This window comes from Synechococcus sp. O70.1, assembly GCF_047462215.1.
In the GTDB taxonomy this organism is placed as follows: Bacteria; Cyanobacteriota; Cyanobacteriia; order Thermostichales; family Thermostichaceae; genus Thermostichus.
Window position 1 is genome coordinate 1 of the sequence record NZ_JANSIT010000003.1, and the last position, 20,692, is coordinate 20,692.

A 20,692-nucleotide genomic window follows, 5' to 3' on the forward strand; every position below is an offset into this window, starting at 1 on the left:
CCCCCACCCCCCCCCCCCCCCCCCCCCCCCCCCCCCCCCCCCCCCCCCCCCCCCCCCCCCCCCCCCCCCCCCCCCCCACAGCCGCGGCTTTGGCAGCAAGTGAGCTGAGCGTATGCCTTTCCACGTCGTCTTGGTGGCTCCGGAGATCCCGGCCAACACCGGCAACATCGCCCGCACCTGTGCCGCTACCCGCACGCCCCTCCACCTTGTGGATCCCTTGGGGTTTCGCCTCTCGGATCGCTACCTCAGGCGGGCGGGGCTAGACTACTGGGAGCACGTCCAACTGCATCGCTACCCCTCTTGGGAGGCCCTGGTGCAAGCCCACCCCGAGGCAAGATTTTGGTGCTTTAGCGTGCGCGGCAAGGCCCTTTACACCGAGGTGGCCTATCAACCCGGAGACTGGCTGGTGTTTGGCAGCGAAAGCCGGGGCTTGGATCCCATGTTCTTGGAAACCTATCCCAGCGTGCGCATCCCCTTGAGCGGGCCGGTGCGCAGCCTTAACCTCAGCAATGCAGTCGCCATTGCCCTCTTTGAAGCCCTACGCCAACAGGGATTTCCCACCTAAACTTGACAGCCCTACGCCTGCCGCAACAAGCTGCACCTGCTCCAACCCCTGGTTCACTAGCTGACGCAGCTCTAGTGACTGGACTTGGCAGCTGTTGCGTCCAGGAGCCCAGCTTTCTCGGTCAGCCCCTCCTTGGCTGAAGCCAGGTGCGCCTGTTCCTAGGCTAATTGCGTTAAAGTGGAAGCCCTCCTTGGCGAGGGCCGTTCCCCCAAGCCAAAGGCGCACCAAGTGTACCTATGTTTTCTCCATCTGTGGCACTTTCGCAACTACCGGGATCAAGGGATCCCCTTCGAGGCACCCAAGACCATCCTGGTGGGGGAAAACGCCCAGGGCAAGACGAACCTCTTGGAGGCAGTGGAGCTCTTGGCCACCTTGCGCTCGCGGCGGGCCGGTCGCGATCGGGAGATGGTGCAGCAGGGGGAAGAGAAGGCGCGGATTGCCGCCACCGTGGAGCGGCTAGGGGTAGCCCACGAGCTGGTGATGGAGCTACGCAGCCAAGGGGGACGCTCCCTGAAGGTTAACGGCCAGGCGCTACGGCGACAATCTGAGTTCTTAGGGCAAGTGAATGCGGTGGTCTTCTCCAGCCTGGATCTGGAGCTGGTGCGAGGGGGGCCAGAGGCGCGGCGCAACTGGTTGGATGGGGTGTTGCTGCAGCTGGAGCCGGCCTACCTTGGCCTGGTGGAGCAGTATCGCCAGATCCTCAAGCAGCGCAATGCCCTCCTGAAACAGGATCCCGCTGCTGCTAGCGACAGGGACTTGCAGATGGCCTTCTGGGACGCTCAGCTGGCCACCAGTGGCAGTCGCATCATGCGCCGCCGCGCCCGGCTGTTGCAGCGTCTGGAGCCGCTAGCCGCCCACTGGCACCAAGTCATCAGCGGTGGTCGGGAGACTCTCAGCCTTGCCTACCGTCCGCAGGTGCCTTTGCTGGATCCCCAGGCCAATCCCGAAGGGGTTCAAGCCCAGTTGTTGGCGGAGATCCGTGCCAAGGCCGCTGCCGAACGGGCCCTGGGCACCTCTCTAGTCGGCCCCCACCGAGACGAGGTGGAGCTAAGCCTCGACGGACAGCTTGCCCGCGCCTACGGATCCCAGGGGCAACAGCGCACCTTGGTCTTGGCCCTCAAACTGGCGGAGCTGGAGCTGATCGAGCAGGTGAAGGGGGATCCGCCCTTGCTGCTGTTGGACGACGTGCTGGCGGAGCTGGACCTGCACCGCCAAAACCAGCTCTTGGAGGCCATTCAAGAGCGGGTGCAAACTTTGGTAACCACCACCCACCTGGGCTCCTTCGACGCCGCTTGGCTCAAGGGAGCGCAAATCCTGCAAGTGCACAAGGGGCAAATTTCTCCCTCCCCTTAGCTTAAAGCAGGCCGACCGCGGTCCAGGCTGCGATACTGAATGGCCTCGGCGATGTGGGCAGGGGCAATGGCCTCGGCACCCTCTAGATCGGCGATGGTGCGGGCCACCTTGAGGATGCGGTCGCTCCCCCGCGCAGAGAGGCCTAACTTTTGGATGGCGCTCTCGAGGAGCTTGCGACAGGGATCCGAGAGAGCACACCACTGCCGCAGGTGGCGGGGCTGCATCTGGGCGTTGCAGTGGATCCCGGGCTCGTCCTGGAAGCGCTGCCGTTGGCGCTGCCGCGCCTGTTCCACCCGCTGCCGCACGGCTTGGGACGACTCGCCGCCCTGAAGGCGGACAATTTCTTCCGGCTTGAGGCGGTTGACCCACACCTGCAAATCAATGCGATCTAGCAGGGGGCCGGAGAGCTTCGACCAGTAGCGCTCCCGCTGCTGCGGCGTGCAGGTGCAGGGCTGAACAGGATCCCCGTAGAAGCCGCAGGGGCAGGGGTTGGTGGAGGCCACTAGGGTGGTTTGGGCGGGAAACTCCAGGGAAAGGCGGGCGCGGGAGATGGTAACCTTGCCGTCTTCCAGGGGCTGGCGCAGCACCTCCAAAACCTCGCGGCGGAATTCCGTCAGTTCGTCCAAGTACAAGACACCGTGGTGAGCCAGGGAAATCTCGCCAGGCTTGGGGTAGGGGCCACCGCCCACCAGCGCCACTGCCGAGGCCGAATGGTGGGGAGCACGGAAGGGCCGCTGGGTGATCAGGGGGGTTTGGCCTCCCAGGTGCAGGTTTTGCCGCAGCAGGCCAGCTGCTGAGTAGATGCGGGTGATCTCCAACATTTCCTCCCACTGCAGCCGAGGCAAAATGCCGGGCAGACGACGCGCCAGCATGGTCTTGCCCGCTCCTGGGCTGCCCACCAGCAGCAGGTTGTGCCCGCCGGCTGCCGCAATCTCCAAGGCCCGTCGGGCCTGTTCTTGCCCCTTCACATCGGCCAAATCCAACAGGGGTTCTGGTTCAGTTGCTAGCAGCTGCTCCGGCTGGATCCGCAGCGGCTCAACCCCCTGGGGGTTTTGCAGCCAGCTCACCACCGCCGCTAAGGAGGGCAGCCCGTACACCTGGATCCCTTGCACCAAAGCCCCCTCCGGGCCATTCTCCTGGGGCACCACCAGGCGGCGGATCCCCATCTCAGCGGCACCGGCGGCAATGGGCAGGATTCCGGCCACGGGTCGCAAGGTGCCATCCAGGGCCAATTCCCCCACCAGGAGGGTGTTGGCCAGCGCTTCTTTCTCGATGACCCCGGCAGCAGCCAGAATGCCGATGGCGATGGGAAGATCAAAGCTGGGGCCCTCTTTGCGCAGATCGGCGGGAGCCAAGTTGACGATGATCCGCCGCTGCGGCAGGGCAAAGCCGGAGTTCTTGATGGCCGCCCGCACCCGCTCTTTGGCCTCCTGAACGGCTGTGTCTGGCAGCCCCACTAGGATAATCTGGGGCAAGCCACCGCCCACATCCACCTCCACCGTGACCCGCACGGCCTTGAGTCCCAGGAGAGCAGCAGCAGTGACCTGAGCAAACAAAGGCGTCGCCTCCTCCGGAAAGCTTTTCCACCGAATGATTGTCTCCCGACACCTATCCTGGAGGAAGTACATTGGCTTGTGCAGGCTTATTCCTGGGAAGCGGTGACTCTAGAGTTGGCCGGGATCAGAGGCTACTGGGTCTGCTCAGCCGCCAAGCCACGGAGGGGTTGCCCCCATCTCTAGGAGGCTGGTGCCAGTGGTCTCTTCTGCTGCTGAACCCCCTTTTGAGCGTTTCTCCAGCTCTGGGCAAGAAGGCGCCCCAGCCTGGAAGGACCTGGAGGAGCAGGTGCAGGAGTTTGCCCGCTGCTACCGGGGGCAGGTGGCCCAGCTCAGCCCACCAGAGCTGGGGAAGGCGCTGCAAGTCTTGTCGCAGCTAACGCAAGCTCTGGCGGCTCAGCTTGCGGAGGGCAGGGAAGGGATCCCGGCTACCCCTCTTCAGGCTCCAAGCTGGCGGGATCTGGAGCGGGCTATCTCCCTGCAAAGCCACTTGCTGTTTTTCTCTCTAGAGCTGCAGTCGCTGTTGGCTGGTTCCCCCGACGACTCTGCCGCCGAGTTGCCGCCAGAGGATGGGCGCTTGGATCTTTTAGCTGCTGCCCATGTCGAGCCGCGGCTACGCCCCTTTCGTCAGTTTCTGTGTGGCCTCCTCCACCAGCGGGGTCACCGACAGGCGGAGCCTCTAGAGCGCTTACTGCACCAGCAGCGCCTGGCTGGACGCTTGGCCTGGCGGCAGTTGTGGCAAGTCACCCTCAGCTCCCTCGGCGACCAGGGCCTGTTGCCTCCCCAACAGCAGTCAGCTAACACCCTCGCCCACCTCCAGAACCTGCAAACCCATCCCAGTGCCGAGGTTCGCTGGGCGGCCTACCAGCGCTTGTGCCACCATCTGGAAGCCCATGCGGAGCTGGGAGGGTTTATTCTCAGCATCCTGGTTCGCGACCACCTCTGGGAGGCCCAGTGGCGGGGCTACGATTCTGCTGCCGATCTTTACCTAGCTCGCCACGGCCTTGGCCAGGCCTTTTGGGAACATCTGCTGGACGGGATCCACGATCGCTTCGACCTGTTCCAGCGCTACTACCGCCTGAAAAGCCGCGCCATGAGCCGCTCCATTCGCCTCTGCGACCTCTACGCACCCTGGGGGGAGCCCGTCCCACCTCTTGCTGCTGCCGAAGCCACCTCCCTAGTCTGGGCAGCCCTGCAAGAGTTCTGCCCTGAGTGCGCGGCCCACGCCAAACCCTGGTTACTGGAAGTCAGCTCCGAACGGGAGGCACCCCCTGGCGAGCCAGAGAGGCCATGGCCAGGAAGTGAACCCCTTGCCTCCCTGCTGCAAGCCCTTGAAGCCCTCAGCCGGCGGCTCCGGCCTGAGGGGCCTCGAGTTTGGCTGGATCTGGAGGAGCTGCAGGGATCTGTCCAGCCCTCCTGGGAAATTCGGGTGCATACCGCGTTTTTACAGCAGGTGCTGCTAGACTACCTGCTTGGAGCGGCACGGGGTACACCGGCGCCACCCCCTCTTCGAAATCGTGCAAGCGGGCTGGAGGTCTTTACCTTGGCCCAGGCCCTCTTGATTCACCACCTGGAGGCACAGTTGCAGGCCGTGTTTTACCAGAGCCTGATTGCCCGGCTGGAGCTGCTCCTCTATCGCTCGGAGAACACCGCTCCACTAGCTTCCTCCAAGGCCAGCCCTACCTCCTGGGTCGGCGAAGAGTGGCTAAAGCTGATCCAGGAGCTGTGCGGCGATGCGGTGGAGCTGTTGCCGGAAGACCAGTTCTGCTGGGTGGGGATGCCGGAGCTGTTTCTGCGACCCTTCAGCGCTCCTCAGGTCAGCCTGGCCAGCCTAGTGGCCCTGGCCTGCCACCGCCAGTATCATCTGTCTCCGCGTACCTTTTTGCCCCGCTACCTAAATTGGCTGGCTAGCCCGCCTGGATCCTTGACTTGGGGAGAATCGGCCCAGTTGCTCCAGGTGGACTTGAGCGAGCCGGAGGAGGTGTTGCAGGGGTTGGAGGAACTGGAGCATTGGATCGAGGTGCTGGAAGAGCTGCTCGAAGAGAATCAAGACTAGGGGGCTGCAGCCAGCTGGCCTTTGGCGTAGCCGGAAGGAGCTCCTTGCAGAGGGGGAGGGAGCACCTCAAAGCCCGCCCCTTCCTCAAGTGGGCAGGAGGGAAATGGGGGCTGCTAAGCCAGTACGAGCCCTTCTTCCCCCGCGACTGGGGCACTTATCATGAGCCCTTTTTGGGTGGCGGGGCGGTGTTTTTCCACCTGGCCCAGGTTTACCCCGAGCGGGGTTTTGTGCTATCCGACATCAACGCTGACTTGGTCAACGCCTACTGCTGTGTGAGGGATCGGGTGGAGGAGGTGGTGGCACTGCTAGCCTACCACCAGGCCCACCACAGCCGCGACTACTACTACGCCCTGCGGGCATCCAAGCCAGTTGACCCTGTCCAGCGGGCGGCGCGACTAATTTACCTCAACAAAACTTGCTACAACGGGCTTTACCGGGAAAACGCCAGCGGCGAGTTCAACGTACCCCTGGGCCGCTACCGCAACCCGCGCATTTGTGATGCCGACAACTTGCGGGCTGCTAGCCGTGTCCTGCAACGGGCTAAGATCTTGGTGCAGTCGTTTGAGCAGGTGTTGGAGCGGGCCCAGCCCGGCGATTTTGTCTATTTGGATCCGCCCTACTACCCGGTTTCAGAAACCAGCAGCTTTACCGCCTATAGTCAGTACGCCTTTGGCCAAGCGGAGCAGATCCGCTTGCGAGAAGTTTTTGGGATCCTGGCCGACCGAGGCGTGCACGTGCTGCTGTCCAACTCAGATTGCCCTTTTGTGCGAGAGCTGTACAGGGGCTATCCTATCCACACCATCGTGGCCAGCCGCGCCATCAACTGCCACGGCCGCAAGCGCGGTCCCGTCACCGAGGTGCTGGTCTTGTCAAGGTAGCCGGACCTAGCTACTCGATCACCACATTCTTGGGCCCGCCATCGGGGCGCTCCTGGTTGAAATTGGCCAAAAAGGTATCCGGATCTCGGAGGCTGAAGACCAGCTTTTTGCAGGGTACTTGCAGCCCCAGGGGACCTACCAAGGGAATGAAAAGCATCTTTTCCTGGAGCAGCGGAATGGCAATCACCCCCTGGGTGCTGGTTACCGCGCCAACCAGTCCCTGGAAATCGGTGCGCACGCCCAGGCCGTAGAACCAGGGCCAAGAGAAGCGCTCCCCGCGTCCCAGCTCGCCTAGAGAAAAGGTTTCGTTGAACAAGTTGCCCGCCCGCACTACTAGCTTGTCCTGGAGCAGGTCAACGTAGGCCGACTCACTGCCTACCCCAAACAGCGCCAGGGGCAAACTTGCCAGGGGGTTGGAGTCAATGGCCATGTAATAGCGCATGGGAAATCTCCAAGGTCAGGAACAAAAAGAATGAGCCGCGGCCCCTAGCCTTGCAATTATAATCTCCGGCCTTGCCAGCTTGGCCAAAAGGAAACCCGTTCGCTAAGGCCCTGAGCGGCTATGATGGGTTGCTGGGAGCGGCCTTCTACACCCTTTGAGCTGGCCACTGCTAAGCCAGGAGAACTCATGGATCTGCGCCCCCTTGTCCGCCTAGTGCCCGATTTTCCCAAGCCCGGGATCCTCTTTCGCGACATAACCCCCTTGCTGCAGAATCCAGCGGGCTTTCGGGCCGCTATCGAACAGTTGGCCGCCGGCACTGCCACCATGGGATCCCTAGATTACGTGGTGGGCATTGAGTCGCGGGGGTTTATTTTGGGGGCTGCCTTGGCCCAACACCTGGGTTTGGGGTTTGTCCCCGTTCGCAAGCGCGGCAAACTGCCGCCGCCAGTGCTCAGCCAAACCTACACGCTGGAGTATGGCCAAGACGAGCTCCAACTACAAGCCCACGCCCTGCGCCCTGGCAATCGGGTGGTGATTGTCGATGACGTCTTGGCAACTGGCGGCACCGCCGCCGCCACGGCTGAACTGGTGGCTCAGAGTGGCGCCCAGGTAGGCGGGTTTGCTTTTCTAATCGAGCTAGCTTTCTTGTCGGGCCGCAAGCTTCTTCCTCCACAAATCCCAACCCACGTGCTGATGGTGGAAGACTCCAACTGAGGGATTTGCCCCTCACCGCAGGCGTAGCGGCTGGCGGACGGCTACTTTTGTTGCCTTAGCTTTGGGCAGAGGTTGAGTCAAGGGGCTGAGCTGAGCCTGGGCCTGCAGTTGTTCCTCAATCCAGTCGGCCAGCTCCCGCATGTAGAGGGCCACGTGGGGGGCGTAGTCGCGCCGCAGCGGCTCTACCCCTTTTTCGGCCAGGCGGGCCAGGATGACCGGATCGCTTAGCTCTTCCAGGGCGGCAAAGTCTTCTGGCTGGTCAAACCCCAGCTCTGCCATCTTTTCAAACACATATCCCAGCCGTAGGCCCGTAGCCTCGCAGTGGGAAGGATCCCTCGCGACATAGGCAGCGGTGCGGTAGGCCGTTTGGGCAATGGAGCGCCAGGTGCCGCGGTGGATGTGCAGGCTAAGCTGCTGCTGATCCCAGCCCAGGGCTTCCCGCACCAAAAGGCCACAATTGCAGCGGGTGCTATCCCGCCAGCAGTACTCGCGATCCCAAAAACCCCAGTGCTGAGCTTGCAGGCGATCGGCGGTGCGGCGCAAGAGGGCTGCCAGCTCCGGTGTAGGACGCATCGGTCAAGGCGGCAGACGGGATCCCCTCCAGTCTAGGCAGGCAGGCGGCTGGGAACAAGCCGAGCTTAATCCTTTTTTGAGTTGACGAGCTTAATCCTTTTTTGAGTTGATTGGCTCTGCTTGAGCTTCGGAATCCTCAGAAGACTGTTGCCGCTGGCGATGCCGTTGCCAAGCTCCCCAGGCCACCCCCGCCAACACCAGCGAGGCCCCGCCCAGATAGGTGCCCCCTGCTGGCAGGCCGGCCAAGGCCAGGGCCAGGGATCCCCCCCAGAGGGTCATGGCGTAAATCAGCAGCACCGAATGCCGCTGGGACAGGCCAGCCTTGAGCAGGCGATGGTGCAAGTGGCCCTTGTCGGGATGGAAAGGGGATTTGCCTCTGGCCAAGCGCTTGAGGATCACAGCAGACATATCCAGAATCGGCACGGCCAGGATAAAAAACGGCAGAGCCACCGCCAGGGTGGTCACCCCCTTGGCCACCCCAATGACCCCGATCCCGGCCAGGGTAAAGCCCAGAAAGTAGGCTCCCCCATCCCCCATGAAGATCTGCGCCGGGTTAAAGTTGTAGCGCAAAAACCCCAGACAAGCCCCCGCTAAGGCTGCCGCCAGCATGGCTGCCGCCGGCCGATCCAAGAGCAGGGTTACCATCAGCATCACGACTGCCGCGATCCCCGACACCCCTGCCGCCAAGCCATCCAGCCCGTCCATAAAGTTGATGGCATTGGCCATCCCCACCAGCCACAGCAAGGTAATCACTAGGCTCAGCCATGCAGGGAACGGCCAGATGCCGATCCGCGGCAGGTTGATAAATTCGATGCGCACCCCCACTCCCCAAGCCGCCGCAGCCACTCCCAATTGCATCGCCAGGCGCGAAAAAGGCGACAACTGAAACAGATCATCCGCCAAGCCAATTAGGAAAAACAAAACGCCGCCAATCGTCACCCCCCAGATCTCGTACTCCTGCTCGGGGCGCAGGCCGGCAAAGGCTCCGGCTCCCCAAAGCACAAGCAGCGCCACCAGGTTGCCGAAAAAGATGGAGACCCCCCCCAGGCGCACCATCGGCTGCCGGTGGATCTTGCGCTCGTCAGGAAAATCCAACTGGCCGCTGCGGATCCCGACCGCCTTCACCACCGGGGTTGCCCACAAGACCACACAGGCAGCAGCGAGAAAGGCAACCAAGTAGGGCATGGCAGGCCGTAGCGAGGATGGCGGCTATCCCAAGTGAGGGTAGAGCGGAAAACGGCGGCAGAGCTGAGCAACCCGCTGACGACAGTCTTCAAGAACGCCTGGATCCTCCGGTCGGAACAGGCAATCGGCAATGATCTCCCCGATTTCCTCGAATTCTGCCGGCCCTAGGCCGCGGGTGGTCAAGGCCGGGGATCCCAGACGCAGGCCGCTGGCCACGAGGGGCGGCTGCGGATCGAAGGGGATGGCGTTTTTGTTGGCGGTGATGTGGATCTCGTCCATCAGGCGATCCGCCCGCTTGCCCGTCATCACGGGATCCGCCGCCCCGTTTTTCTCCAGCACCGCCGAGACCGAGCGCAGGTCCAACAACATCAGGTGGTTGTCGGTGCCCCCCGAAACCAAGCGGATGCCACGCCGCTGCAGAGTCGCCGCCAGCGCCTGGGCATTGGCGATTACCTGGGCTGAGTACTGGACAAAGCTGGGCTGCAGCGCTTCCCCAAAGGCCACCGCCTTGCCGGCAATGACATGCTCTAGCGGCCCACCCTGGCTGCCGGGGAACACCGCCTTGTCCAGCTTTTTGCCCAGTTCCGGGTCGCGGGTGAGAATCAGGCCCCCGCGTGGCCCCCGCAGCGTCTTGTGGGTAGTGGTAGTTACCACATCGCAGATGGGCACGGGGTTGGGGTGGTGCCCAGTGGCCACCAGGCCGGCAATGTGGGCGATATCGGCCATCAGATAGGCCCCCACCTCGTCGGCAATAGCACGGAAAGCGGCAAAGTCAATGACCCGAGGATAGGCCGAATAGCCGCAGATGATGAGCTTGGGCCGGTGCTGCAGGGCCAGATCCCGCACCTGGTCAAAATCGATTCGCTCCGTCTTGGGATCCACCCCATAGTGCACCACGCGGAACCACTTGCCGGAGACATTGACTGGCGAGCCATGGGTAAGGTGGCCACCGTGGGCGAGATCCATGCCCATGATCGTGTCTCCCGGCTGCAGCAGGGCCAGGAAAACGGCAAAGTTGGCCTGGGCGCCGGAGTGAGGCTGCACATTGGCGTGGGCTGCTCCAAACAGTTGCTTGGCGCGGTCGATGGCCAGTTGTTCGATCTCGTCGATAAACTCGCAGCCACCGTAGTAGCGCTTGCCGGGCAGCCCCTCCGCATACTTGTTGGTGAGCACCGATCCCTGGGCCGCCAGGACAGCCGGCGAGGTGAAGTTCTCGCTGGCAATCATCTCCAGGTGATCCCGCTGCCGGTTTAGCTCCTGCTGAATCAGGCGGTAAACGATGGGATCCGTTTCCGCCAGGATGGCCAGGTTGTCCCGGGGAGTGGTCAAGCTTTGGGGAGCGGCTACCATGGTGACGCCAAAAGCAAACGTTGCCGACAAAAAAAGCCCAGCAGCGCCCTGCCGTCGCAACAGTCCTACGGAGCAACATCGTAACACAGGGGGGCTAGGCCAGGGGATCCCCAGGGGCCAGGGGAGGCTTTGTAAAGAATGTTTTTCGGCCCTGGGTCTGGCCGCTGGCCAAGGTAAAGTGGGGGGCAGGGTTTTAGGGAGTTGGCTATGACCGACGCACAAGTTTTCACCATCCTGGCCATTGCCCTAGTGCCGGCAGTGATGGCCGTGCTCCTGGGATCCGCCCTGGCTCGCAGCTAGTTTCTAGCAAAAGGCTGCTCTGCAGGACCTACCCCTGGGTAGGCCCTTTTTAGTGGTCAAACGGGTGAGTGTTGCTATTGGCTAAAGTTGGATAAGAGACACTACCGGTAGCCAGCCCGGAAGCAACTTGAGCCAGGTGGATCTCCAGCGAGTTCAGCGCGCCCTTTCTCTAGAAGCAGAGGTGGGGTTTACCGACCTGCGAGGGAGAGAGCAAACCTTTTCCCAGTTTTTGCAAAGCATCTTTGGTCAAGATCCGCCTTCCCACTGGAGCCTGGATGGGGATGACCGACGGCGCTGGCGGGAACTGGGATCCCGCTATCGCCTCTACCCCCAGCTAGAGCTGTCGGAGCGGCAGCACCTGGTGGCAGAAACCCGCCGCTGGCTGGAGCGTCTCCGGCGGCAGCAAGAACAAGCCCACTCCGCCCCACCCAGCCCTGCTTTGCCCCCGCCCAAGGGCCTTAGCTTGGAGCAGCCGCTGCAATTTCTCAAAGGCATTGGCCCCAAGTCAGCGGAGAAGCTGGCGCAACTGGGCCTGCACACTGTGCGCGATGCCCTCTACTACTTCCCACGGGATCACCTGGACTATTCTCGCCGGGTGCTCATTCGCCAGGCCAAGGTGGGGGAGACGGTCACCCTGGTAGGGACGGTGAAAAGCTGCAGCTGCTTCACCAGCCCCAAGAACCCCTTGCTGACCATCTTGAACCTCAAGATTGCCGACAAAAGCGGCATAGTCACCCTCAGCCGCTTCTACAGCGGGCGGCAATTTGCCCAGCGCAGTTGGCAGGCAGCCCTAGAGCGGCAATACCCCAGGGGAGCAGTGGTGGCGGCCAGTGGCTTGGTGAAGAAAGGCCGCTTTGGCCTGACGCTGGATAACCCGCAACTGGAGGTGCTGGGGGGAGAGGGCGAGGATCCGGACAAGCTGGGCAAGATCCTGCCCGTTTACCCGCTCTCAGAAGGGATCCCCGCCGATCTGGTGCGCAAGGCCGTTCAGCTTGCCCTGCCAGCAGCCGCCTTGGTGGAGGATCCCTTGCCAGAGAACCTGAAGCGGCAGTTGCAGCTTTTGGACTTGCCCCTTGCCCTGCAGCAGATTCACTTTCCTGAAACGCGAGAGCTGCTGGCCCAAGCCCGGCGGCGGCTGGTGTTCGACGAGTTTTTCTATCTGCAACTTAGCCTCTTGCAGCGGCGGCAGCGCTACCGCGCCCAAGCTCAGGCTGTACCTCGCTACCAGCCGGCCAGAGGGGAGCTCTTGGATCGCTTCTACCAAATCCTGCCCTTCCAGCTTACTGCGGCCCAGCAGCGGGCCATTGATGAGATCCTGGCGGATCTGCGGGATCCCTTGCCCATGAACCGCCTGCTACAGGGGGATGTGGGATCCGGCAAAACGGTGGTGGCGGTGGCGGCCTTGCTGGCAGCCATTCAATCCGGCTGGCAGGCGGCCCTCATGGCTCCCACCGAAGTCCTGGCCGAGCAACACTACCGCAAGCTGGTGGAGTGGCTCAGCCAACTGCAAGTGCCCGTTGAACTCTTGACCGGCTCCACACCCCCCGCCAAGCGGCGCGAGATCCTGCGGCAGTTGCAAACCGGGGAGCTGCCCCTGGTAGTCGGCACCCATGCCCTCATCCAGCCGGCGGTGCAGTTTCGCAACCTGGGCTTGGTGGTCATCGACGAGCAGCACCGTTTTGGGGTAGAGCAGCGGGCTGCCCTGCAACAAAAAGGGGATCACCCCGATGTCCTGACCATGACGGCTACACCCATCCCCCGCACCCTCACCCTGGCCCTGCACGGGGATCTGGACGTAACCCAGATTGACGAGTTGCCCCCGGGGCGCAAGCCGGTGCATACGGTGGTAGCTCGACCGGGGGATCGCCTGCAGGTGGTGCGGCTTATCGAGCGGGAAATTGCCCAGGGGCGGCAGGCCTACGTGGTGCTGCCTTTGATTGAGGAGTCGGAGAAGCTGGATCTCAAGTCGGCCATCGAAGAGCACCAGCGCCTGCAGGAGAAAGTCTTCCCCCAGTTCCGGGTGGGCCTGCTGCACGGGCGCCTGAGCAGCAGCGAGAAGGAGGCGGTTATCGAGGCCTTTCGCCGGCGGGAGCTGGATATTCTTGTTTCCACCACGGTGGTGGAGGTGGGCGTGGATGTGCCCAACGCCTCGGTGATGCTGGTAGAGCATGCCGAGCGCTTTGGCCTCTCCCAGCTCCACCAACTGCGGGGACGGGTAGGACGGGGCTCCGACCAGGCCTATTGCATCCTCATGACCTCCTCCGAAAGCGAAGAGGCCCTGCGCCGCCTCAAAGTCCTGGAGCAGTCCCACGACGGCTTTTTCATTGCCGAGATGGACCTGCGCTTCCGGGGCCCAGGGGAAGTGATGGGCACCCGCCAGTCGGGGCTGCCCGACTTTGCCCTGGCCAGCCTCATGGACGACCAAGAGGTGCTGCAGTTGGCTCGCCAGGCGGCAGAGCAGCTGATTGCCCAAGACCCTGAGCTGCAGCAGTGGCCCCGCCTGCGCCGCATACTGGAAGAACGCCAGGCCCGCCTTTTGGGGCCCGCTTTGTTGACTTAAGCCTATGCCCTATACCCTTGCAGAACTCAAGGCCCACGGCCTCTCCCCGGCAGAGTACCAACAGATCCAGCAGCAACTGGGCCGGGATCCCAACCCCACCGAGCTGGCCATGTTTGGGGTGATGTGGTCGGAGCACTGCTGCTATAAGAACTCTCGCCCTCTGCTGAAAAACTTTCCCACTGCGGGCGAGCGGGTGGTGGTGGGGCCGGGGGAAAATGCCGGCGTGGTGGATTTGGGGGATGGGGACTGGCTGGCCTTTAAAATCGAGTCCCACAACCACCCTTCAGCCGTGGAGCCCTTCCAGGGGGCGGCCACCGGCGTGGGGGGCATCCTACGCGATATCTTTACCCTGGGCGCCCGCCCCATTGCGCTCTTGAACTCCCTGCGCTTTGGGCCGCTGACGGATCCCCGCAACCGCCGCTTGATGGCCAGAGTGGTGGAGGGGATCGCCCACTACGGCAACTGCGTGGGAGTGCCCACGGTGGGGGGGGAAGTGGCCGTGGATCCCTGCTACAGCGGCAACCCCCTAGTCAACGTCATGGCTTTGGGGCTTTTGGAGACGCCAGCGGTGGTGAAGTCGGCAGCGCAGGGGGTGGGTAATCCTGTCTTGTATGTCGGCGCCACCACCGGGCGGGACGGGATCCGGGGGGCCAGCTTTGCCAGCGCCGAGCTGAAAGAAGATGCGCACCAAGACCGGCCAGCCGTGCAGGTGGGGGATCCCTTCCTCGGCAAATGTCTCATCGAGGCCTGCCTGGAAGCCTTTGCCACAGGAGCAGTGGTGGCCGCGCAGGACATGGGAGCTGCCGGGATCACCTGCTCCACCGCGGAGATGGCGGCCAAGGGAGGGGTGGGGATCCGCTTTGACCTCGACCGGGTGCCGGCCCGGGAAAGCGGCATGGAAGCTTGGGAGTACCTCCTTTCGGAGTCCCAAGAGCGCATGCTGCTGGTGGTGCAGAAAGGCCGGGAAGCAGAGGTCATGGAGATCTTCCACCGCTGGGGCCTGCAGGCCAGCGTGGTTGGGGAAGTCATTGCCGAGCCGCTGGTGGAGATCTGGCACCAGGGATCCTGCGTGGTGCGAGTGCCGGCGCGGGCCTTGGCGGAGGATACCCCTGTTTACGTCCGTCCCGTGTTGCCAGAGCCGCCAGAGTATGTGCAGGCAGCCTGGCAATGGGATCCCAGTACCCTTCCCCCCTGCGACCGGCAAGGGATCCACCTACCCCAGAAAACGCTGGCGTGGGAGCAGGTGCTGCTGCAGCTTTTGGCAAGCCCCACCCTGGCCAGCAAAGCCTGGATCTATCGCCAGTACGACCACCAGGTGCAAAACAACACCGTCCTTTGGCCGGGACAGGGGGATGCGGCGGTCATCCGCATCCGCTCCCAAAAATTTGGCGTAGGCGAGGTGCCACCCCTGCAGGCTTCCCGCAAGGCGATTGCCGCCACCGTAGACGGCAATGGTCGCTGGGTGTACCTGGATCCCTATGAGGGGGCCAAAGCTGCGGTGGCCGAAGCCGCCCGCAACCTTTCCTGCGTGGGGGCGGATCCCTTGGCGGTAACCGACAACCTTAACTTCGGCAACCCGGAAAATCCGGTGGTGTACTGGCAGTTGACCCTGGCCTGTCGGGGGATTGGGGATGCCTGCCGCGCCCTGGGCACGCCGGTAACCGGGGGGAACGTCTCCCTCTACAACGAGAAGGGATCCCAGGCCATCTACCCCACTCCTGTCATCGGCATGGTGGGTCTCATTTCGGACTTGAAATTCATCTGTGGCCAGGGGTGGCAGCAAGAAGGGGATCTCATCTACCTCTTGGGATCCCAGGCCGTCGCCAGCCTGGGGGGGAGTGAGTACTTGGCGGTCATTTACCAGAAAGTTACAGGCCGGCCCGCGCCCGTGGATCTGAAACTGGAAAGGCAGGTGCAAGCGGCCTGCCGCCACGGCATCCGGCAGGGGTGGGTGCGCTCTGCCCACGACTGCAGTGAGGGGGGACTAGCCGTGGCGCTGGCGGAAGCCTGCCTCAGCGGCGGACGAGGAGCCAAGATCTGGATCCCCTCTCCGTCTACCCGTTGGGATCTAGCTCTCTTTGGCGAGGGATCCAGCCGCATCCTCGTTTCCGTCGATCCAGCCCAGCGCTCCCCTTGGGAAGCCTACCTAGAGTCGCAGCTTCCCGGCCAGTGGCAGCTTCTAGGACAGGTGGGCGGGCCAGCGGATCCCTTGGTGGTGACTACTGCAGAAGGGGATCCCGTGTTGTCGGTCTCTTTGGCAGCTCTACAGGCCGCCTACTCCAGTGCCTTTGCCGACTAGCTGGTAGACTAGGCTGATTCGGACAAGTTGGCCTGGATCACCTCGCGGTAGTGGGACTTGGGCTTGACGCCCACCACCTGGGCCACCAGCTCCTTGTTTTTGAAAAACTGCACCGTTGGCGTACAGGTTACCCCGCCGGCCTCGGCAATCTCCGGCTCCTTCTCGATATCGATCTCCACCACGTGCAGCTTGTCGGCAAACTCTTCGATGACCTTGTTCAGGATTGGCTTGAGGGCATGGCAAGGGGTACAGGTGGGAGCCGTGTACTTGACCATCAGCAGGCGATTGCTCTCATGGTAAAGCCGCCGCAGGGCATAGCCCCCTTCATGGCAAGTTTGGTTGAAGTCGAGGTCCTCTTGCACCTCCTGCTCAAAACCGGCCTCCTCGACAGCGGAGCCTCCCGCAGGCTCTACCTCGATAGCAGAAGCAAGTTCCGGCTGGCTCGGCGGGACAACGGGATATTCCTGAGCTAGACCTCGCTCCGAGAGCCAGCGCTCCGCCAGCATGGCTGCCATACAGCCGGTGCCGGCAGCGGTGATGGCCTGACGAAACTCGTGATCCTGCACGTCCCCAGCGGCAAATACCCCCTCCACACTGGTGGCTACAGAACCGGGGCGGGTGACAATGTAGCCAGCTTCATCCAGCTCCAGCTGCCCCTTGAACAAGTCCGTGTTGGGTTTGTGGCCAATGGCGTAGAATACCCCCCCTACCGCCATCTCCTGCAGCTCGCCGGTCTGGTTGTTGCGCACCCTCACGCCCCTCAGGCGCTGGCCGTCGCCCAGAACCTCTACCGCCTCCGTGTGCCAGTGCACCGTAATCTTGGGGTGGTTGAGCACCCGGTCTTGCATGGCCTTGCTGGCCCGCATCTTGCCACTGCGCACCAGCATATGGACATGGGATCCAAACTTAGTTAGGTAGGTGGCCTCCTCACAGGCGGTATCGCCACCGCCAATCACCACCAGTTCCACTCCCCTGAACATGGGCATGGCCCCATCGCAGACAGCACAGGCCGACATGCCCCGGTTCCAGTAGATCTCCTCTCCAGGCAGGTGCAGGCGCTTGGCCGTAGCCCCGGTGGCAATAATGAGGCTGTGGGTGCGCACTTCCCGTTCGTCAGAGCGGACTACAAAAGGCCGCTGGCTGAGATCCACAAAGGTGACATCCTCGGCGTACAGCTCCGCCCCCCACCGCTCTGCTTGAGCGCGCATGTTCTTCATCAGTTGGGGACCGCTGATGCCCTCGGGAAAGCCCGGAAAGTTCTCCACCTCGGTGGTGGTCATCAGTTGCCCACCCGGGATCCCGCCCACTTGAAACCCCTCGAACACCACCGGCTTCAGGTTGGCGCGCCCAGCGTAAATGGCTGCAGTCAACCCAGCAGGGCCCGAGCCAATAATGACCACATTCTCAACCCGACCTTGGTTTGTCATTGCTCTATCTCCCCTTCCGCAACGGGACTATCAAGTCAAACTCGTAATGACTACGCTTTAGCCTAACACGATTCCGCAGCCTCAACGAGTCCAAGGCTTGTCAGTTTCATTTTCGTTCTCCTGCAGACTGCCGGTGGGCTACTCTTTGACGGGGGGAAGGTTGGAACCAGGTCATCTTTGTATCAGAAGATACAAAAAGCTGGTGTCGGCCTTTCTAGGATGGGTGAGCGCTTTCGGCCTGTCTTAGTTTCAACCGCAACCCAAGTCAAGTTAGGAGAAAGGCATGGCATCCACCCCACAAGAAGTGCTCCAAATGATCCACGACAACAATATCCAGATGGTGGATCTCAAGTTTGTGGATCTCTTTGGCACCTGGCAGCATGTCTCCTTCCACTCTTCAATGCTGACGGAGCAAGTTTTTAGCGAAGGGCTGCCCTTTGATGGCTCCAGCATCCGGGGCTGGAAATCCATCAACGAGTCAGACATGTACATGGTGCCAGACCCCAAAACGGCCTGGATCGACCCCTTTTTCCAAGTGCCCACCCTCAGCCTCATCTGTAACATCATTGAACCCCGCACCGGCCAGCCCTACAGCCGTTGTCCTCGGAGCCTAGCCATGCGGGCTGTGGCTTACCTGCAATCGACAGGCATTGCCGATACGGCTTACTTTGGGCCCGAGGCAGAGTTTTTCATCTTTGAAGATGTACGGTTTGACCAAACTCAGAACGCCGGCTACTACTTCGTCGATTCCATCGAGGGCCGCTGGAACTCAGGCCGGGAGGAGAAAGGGGGCAACCTGGGCTACAAGCCGCGCTACAAAGAAGGCTATTTCCCTGTGCCGCCCACCGATGCCCACCAAGACCTCCGCACCGAGATGTTGCTAACCATGGCCAAGTTGGGGGTGCCCATCGAAAAGCACCACCACGAGGTGGCCACTGGCGGGCAAGGAGAGCTGGGCTACCGCTTTGCCGACCTGCTCACCTCTGCCGACTACATGATGATTTACAAGTACGTGATCCGGAACGTGGCTCGCAAGCACGGCAAGACGGTGACGTTCATGCCCAAGCCCCTCTTCAACGACAACGGCAGCGGCATGCACACGCACCAGTCTCTCTGGAAAGACGGCCAGCCCCTCTTCTACCAAGAAGGCAACTACGCGGATCTCAGCGAGATAGCTCTCTACTACATCGGCGGCCTCCTCAAGCATGCACCAGCCCTTCTGGCTTTCACCAACCCCACCACCAACTCCTACAAGCGCCTGGTGCCTGGGTTTGAGGCGCCGGTAAACTTGGCCTACTCGCAGGGCAACCGCTCCGCAGCCATTCGGATTCCGGTAACGGGCAAAAACCCCAAGGCCAAGCGGCTGGAGTTTCGCTGCCCAGATGCCACCTGCAACCCTTACCTTGCCTTCTCGGCTATGCTGATGGCTGGCTTGGACGGGATCAAGAACAAGATCCACCCCGGCGAGCCCCTGGACAAAGACATCTACGATCTAGAGCCGGAGGAGCTAGCCAAGATCCCCTCCACGCCCGGATCCCTGCTGGATGCTTTGGAAAGCCTGCAGAAGGATCACGACTTCTTGTTGGAGGGGGGCGTCTTCACTGAGGATCTCATCGAGACCTACATCGAGTACAAGATCGACAACGAGATCAACCCCATCAACCTGCGGCCTCACCCCTACGAGTTCGCGCTCTATTTCGACGCCTGATTCTCATCTAAACCATTAGTTCTCGGCCAAGGCTTTTGAACGGGATCCCTTCTTGCTGGAGGGATCCCTTTTTTGTGCCTGCTATGGTACTCTGGATGGGGGTGCTGAGTTTACAAACTCAGGGGGGGTTTGGATGGGATGGCTTATAATTTGGGTCCTTATTCTCTTAGGCCTTCTGGCGCTTGTTGTCTATCTAGCTGACTATCTAGAGAAGCTAGTTGACTATCTAGAGAAGAAGCGTCGGGAAGCTTTGGAGCAGGTGGCCAGGAGCCTGGGCATGTCGTTTTCAGCAGAGCTACCCGAAGGGATCCGCTCCCGCTTGCTTCAGGCAGGCTTTGAACTATTTGAACAAGGCTACGATCGACGTTTCTACAACTCAATGTCCAAGCGGCTAATCGATGGAACTGAGATCGGTGCCTTTGACTATCAGTATAGGTACCCCAGCGGCAGGGGCGAGAGTCGCAGGATTGTCTGGGGCAAGAGTCGCGGCACTCATTGCCAGTCTGTTTTCTGGGCCTATTGCGAAGACCTACGGCTACCTCATTTTCGGCTGCACCCAGAAGTTCCCTTGTTCCACGACGTTGCTAAAGCTTTTGGCATGCAGGATATCAATTTCGAGAACCATCCCAAGTTTTCTCGCCGCTACCTTTTGCGCGGAGAAGATGAGGCCAAGATTCGCCTGCGCTTCCATCCTAGGTTTCTTAGCTTCTTGGAGCAGCATCCTCCTTGTTGCGCTGAGGGATCCGGGCCGCAGCTTATTGTTTGGCGGGACGACCAACAGGTGAGTCCAGAAAAAATGGCAGACTGGCTGCGCTTCGGGGGAGAATGGGTGCAACGACTGCGGCTGCGTCGCGTTTAACTCTCTGGATCGTCCCTCAAGGCCACTCCCTGGGTATGATGAGAGGAAGAGTTTAAAAAACGTAACGTGTCTTCCTCATTGTCCCAGGCGGTTGTTCTCATTACAGGGGCCACAGGGGGCATTGGCAGCGCCCTTGTGCCTCTCCTGGCTCAGGCCGGAGCCCATCTGGTGCTGGCGGCGCGGCGAGAAGGGCCCCTAGCCACCTTGGCCGAGAAAGCAGTAGCCCTCGGGGCTGCTTCTGGAGTGGGGATCCCCACAGATGTAACCGACTACGCCCAGGTCGAGGCGCTGGTGACCCAAACGCTGCAGAGGCACGGGCGGATCGATGTGCTAATCAACCTCGCCGGCGCCGGCATCCTCAAACCTGCCCCGCAAATTACCCCCGCTGACCTGGAGCAGATGCTGGCGGTCAACCTCAAGGGCAGCTTCTACACCAGCCAACTGGTGGCCAACGCCATGCGGGAGCAGAAGTCCGGCCATATTCTCAACTTCCCCGGCATTCTGGGTCGCCACCCCATGGCCATGGCCTCTGCCTACTGTGCTGCCAAGTTTGGCGTGGTCGGTTTTACCAAGTGCATGGCTGACGAGCTGAAGCGCTTTGGGGTACGCTTTACTCTGTTTTACTTTGGCGGCATCGACTCCCCCTTCTGGGATCCCATCAGCCTCAAGGTGCAAAGGGACAAAATGCTCAGCCCCGCCACGGCTGCCGAGGCCATTCGCTTTGTCCTCACCCTGCCGGCCAATGCCGTGCCTAATGAGGTAGTGCTGCAGCCAGAGAGCCATCAGTTCCTCTAAAGCTTGCCAAGAGCACCTCCAGGCTAGAGGTGGGATCCCTGCTGGCTAACTTGGCAAGGCCCCTCTTGGCTGGGG

17 protein-coding genes are annotated in these 20,692 nt (G+C 61.8%); 11 read left to right on the forward strand and 6 right to left on the reverse strand.

Translation table 11 applies throughout. From position 1 onward, the window contains the following. Positions 1-112: 112 nt before the first annotated feature. Positions 113-565, forward strand: a complete 453-nt coding sequence (locus NW833_RS02170; RefSeq protein WP_414393134.1) for a tRNA (cytidine(34)-2'-O)-methyltransferase — start codon at positions 113-115, stop codon at positions 563-565. Between the two features lie 228 nt (positions 566-793). Next, the gene (recF, locus tag NW833_RS02175) at positions 794-1,918 is read left to right on the forward strand and encodes a DNA replication/repair protein RecF (RefSeq protein WP_414393779.1); all 1,125 of its coding nucleotides are present in this window, start codon (positions 794-796) and stop codon (positions 1,916-1,918) included. On the opposite strand, the gene NW833_RS02180 is transcribed toward recF, so the two are convergent. Then, on the reverse strand, positions 1,915-3,474 hold the full coding sequence (locus NW833_RS02180) for a YifB family Mg chelatase-like AAA ATPase (RefSeq protein ID WP_414411401.1): 1,560 nt from the start codon (positions 3,472-3,474) through the stop codon (positions 1,915-1,917). The genes recF and NW833_RS02180 overlap by 4 nt on opposite strands. A 196-nt stretch (positions 3,475-3,670) precedes the next feature. On the opposite strand from NW833_RS02180, the gene NW833_RS02185 reads away from it, so the two are divergent. After that, the gene (locus tag NW833_RS02185) at positions 3,671-5,527 is read left to right on the forward strand and encodes a peptidase M3 (protein WP_414411402.1); all 1,857 of its coding nucleotides are present in this window, start codon (positions 3,671-3,673) and stop codon (positions 5,525-5,527) included. 44 nt (positions 5,528-5,571) lie between these two features. After that, positions 5,572-6,405 (forward strand): DNA adenine methylase, encoded by an 834-nt coding sequence (locus NW833_RS02190; RefSeq protein ID WP_414411403.1) that lies wholly within the window; start codon positions 5,572-5,574, stop codon positions 6,403-6,405. A gap of 10 nt (positions 6,406-6,415) precedes the next feature. On the opposite strand, the gene NW833_RS02195 is transcribed toward NW833_RS02190, so the two are convergent. Then, positions 6,416-6,847, reverse strand: a complete 432-nt coding sequence (locus NW833_RS02195; RefSeq protein WP_414393141.1) for a hypothetical protein — start codon at positions 6,845-6,847, stop codon at positions 6,416-6,418. A 186-nt stretch (positions 6,848-7,033) separates the two neighbouring features. Between NW833_RS02195 and NW833_RS02200 the strand changes: the two genes are divergently transcribed. Continuing rightward, a complete protein-coding gene (locus tag NW833_RS02200; protein WP_414346831.1) occupies positions 7,034-7,561 on the forward strand; it encodes an adenine phosphoribosyltransferase in 528 nt (175 codons plus the stop codon). A gap of 12 nt (positions 7,562-7,573) precedes the next feature. Here NW833_RS02200 and NW833_RS02205 read toward each other — a convergent pair whose 3' ends face one another. The 3 genes from NW833_RS02205 to glyA form a co-directional block, all read right to left on the reverse strand. After that, on the reverse strand, positions 7,574-8,134 hold the full coding sequence (locus NW833_RS02205) for a hypothetical protein (RefSeq protein ID WP_414411404.1): 561 nt from the start codon (positions 8,132-8,134) through the stop codon (positions 7,574-7,576). 90 nt (positions 8,135-8,224) lie between these two features. Further along, on the reverse strand, positions 8,225-9,319 hold the full coding sequence (locus tag NW833_RS02210) for a glycosyltransferase family 4 protein (RefSeq protein WP_414411405.1): 1,095 nt from the start codon (positions 9,317-9,319) through the stop codon (positions 8,225-8,227). A gap of 24 nt (positions 9,320-9,343) precedes the next feature. Continuing rightward, complete coding sequence (glyA, locus tag NW833_RS02215) at positions 9,344-10,669, reverse strand: serine hydroxymethyltransferase (protein WP_414393144.1); 1,326 nt, start codon at positions 10,667-10,669, stop codon at positions 9,344-9,346. Positions 10,670-10,876: 207 nt separating this feature from the next. Here glyA and psaM point away from each other — a divergent pair, with 207 nt between their 5' ends. The 3 genes from psaM (at position 10,877) to purL (ending at position 15,828) form a co-directional block, all read left to right on the forward strand. Next, on the forward strand, positions 10,877-10,969 hold the full coding sequence (gene psaM / locus NW833_RS02220; protein WP_414332959.1) for a photosystem I reaction center subunit XII: 93 nt from the start codon (positions 10,877-10,879) through the stop codon (positions 10,967-10,969). Between the two features lie 136 nt (positions 10,970-11,105). After that, positions 11,106-13,529: an ATP-dependent DNA helicase RecG gene (gene recG, locus NW833_RS02225; RefSeq protein WP_414411406.1), complete on the forward strand. Its 2,424-nt coding sequence runs from the start codon at positions 11,106-11,108 to the stop codon at positions 13,527-13,529. Between the two features lie 4 nt (positions 13,530-13,533). Beyond that, positions 13,534-15,828 (forward strand): phosphoribosylformylglycinamidine synthase subunit PurL, encoded by a 2,295-nt coding sequence (gene purL / locus NW833_RS02230; protein ID WP_414411407.1) that lies wholly within the window; start codon positions 13,534-13,536, stop codon positions 15,826-15,828. An 8-nt stretch (positions 15,829-15,836) separates the two neighbouring features. Here purL and trxB read toward each other — a convergent pair whose 3' ends face one another. After that, on the reverse strand, positions 15,837-17,255 hold the full coding sequence (gene trxB / locus NW833_RS02235; RefSeq protein WP_414411408.1) for a thioredoxin-disulfide reductase: 1,419 nt from the start codon (positions 17,253-17,255) through the stop codon (positions 15,837-15,839). 283 nt (positions 17,256-17,538) lie between these two features. Here trxB and glnA point away from each other — a divergent pair, with 283 nt between their 5' ends. From glnA to NW833_RS02250, 3 genes are all read left to right on the forward strand, one after another. Further along, positions 17,539-18,963: a type I glutamate--ammonia ligase gene (gene glnA / locus NW833_RS02240; protein WP_414405511.1), complete on the forward strand. Its 1,425-nt coding sequence runs from the start codon at positions 17,539-17,541 to the stop codon at positions 18,961-18,963. A gap of 277 nt (positions 18,964-19,240) precedes the next feature. Beyond that, positions 19,241-19,822: a hypothetical protein gene (locus NW833_RS02245; RefSeq protein ID WP_414411409.1), complete on the forward strand. Its 582-nt coding sequence runs from the start codon at positions 19,241-19,243 to the stop codon at positions 19,820-19,822. Positions 19,823-19,888: 66 nt separating this feature from the next. After that, the gene (locus NW833_RS02250) at positions 19,889-20,617 is read left to right on the forward strand and encodes an SDR family oxidoreductase (RefSeq protein ID WP_414405509.1); all 729 of its coding nucleotides are present in this window, start codon (positions 19,889-19,891) and stop codon (positions 20,615-20,617) included. Positions 20,618-20,692 lie beyond the last annotated feature (75 nt).

Excerpts from the sequence above, each read along its gene's own strand:
- NW833_RS02170 (WP_414393134.1), top strand. The coding sequence starts at position 113 with ATGCCTTTCCACGTCGTCTTGGTGGCTCCGGAGATCCCGGCCAACACC.
- NW833_RS02195 (WP_414393141.1), bottom strand. The coding sequence starts at position 6,847 with ATGCGCTATTACATGGCCATTGACTCCAACCCCCTGGCAAGTTTGCCC.
- NW833_RS02200 (WP_414346831.1), top strand. The coding sequence starts at position 7,034 with ATGGATCTGCGCCCCCTTGTCCGCCTAGTGCCCGATTTTCCCAAGCCC.
- NW833_RS02205 (WP_414411404.1), bottom strand. The coding sequence starts at position 8,134 with ATGCGTCCTACACCGGAGCTGGCAGCCCTCTTGCGCCGCACCGCCGAT.
- NW833_RS02210 (WP_414411405.1), bottom strand. The coding sequence starts at position 9,319 with ATGCCCTACTTGGTTGCCTTTCTCGCTGCTGCCTGTGTGGTCTTGTGG.
- glyA (WP_414393144.1), bottom strand. The coding sequence starts at position 10,669 with ATGGTAGCCGCTCCCCAAAGCTTGACCACTCCCCGGGACAACCTGGCC.
- psaM (WP_414332959.1), top strand. The coding sequence starts at position 10,877 with ATGACCGACGCACAAGTTTTCACCATCCTGGCCATTGCCCTAGTGCCG.
- purL (WP_414411407.1), top strand. The coding sequence starts at position 13,534 with ATGCCCTATACCCTTGCAGAACTCAAGGCCCACGGCCTCTCCCCGGCA.
- trxB (WP_414411408.1), bottom strand. The coding sequence starts at position 17,255 with ATGACAAACCAAGGTCGGGTTGAGAATGTGGTCATTATTGGCTCGGGC.
- glnA (WP_414405511.1), top strand. The coding sequence starts at position 17,539 with ATGGCATCCACCCCACAAGAAGTGCTCCAAATGATCCACGACAACAAT.
- NW833_RS02245 (WP_414411409.1), top strand. The coding sequence starts at position 19,241 with ATGTCGTTTTCAGCAGAGCTACCCGAAGGGATCCGCTCCCGCTTGCTT.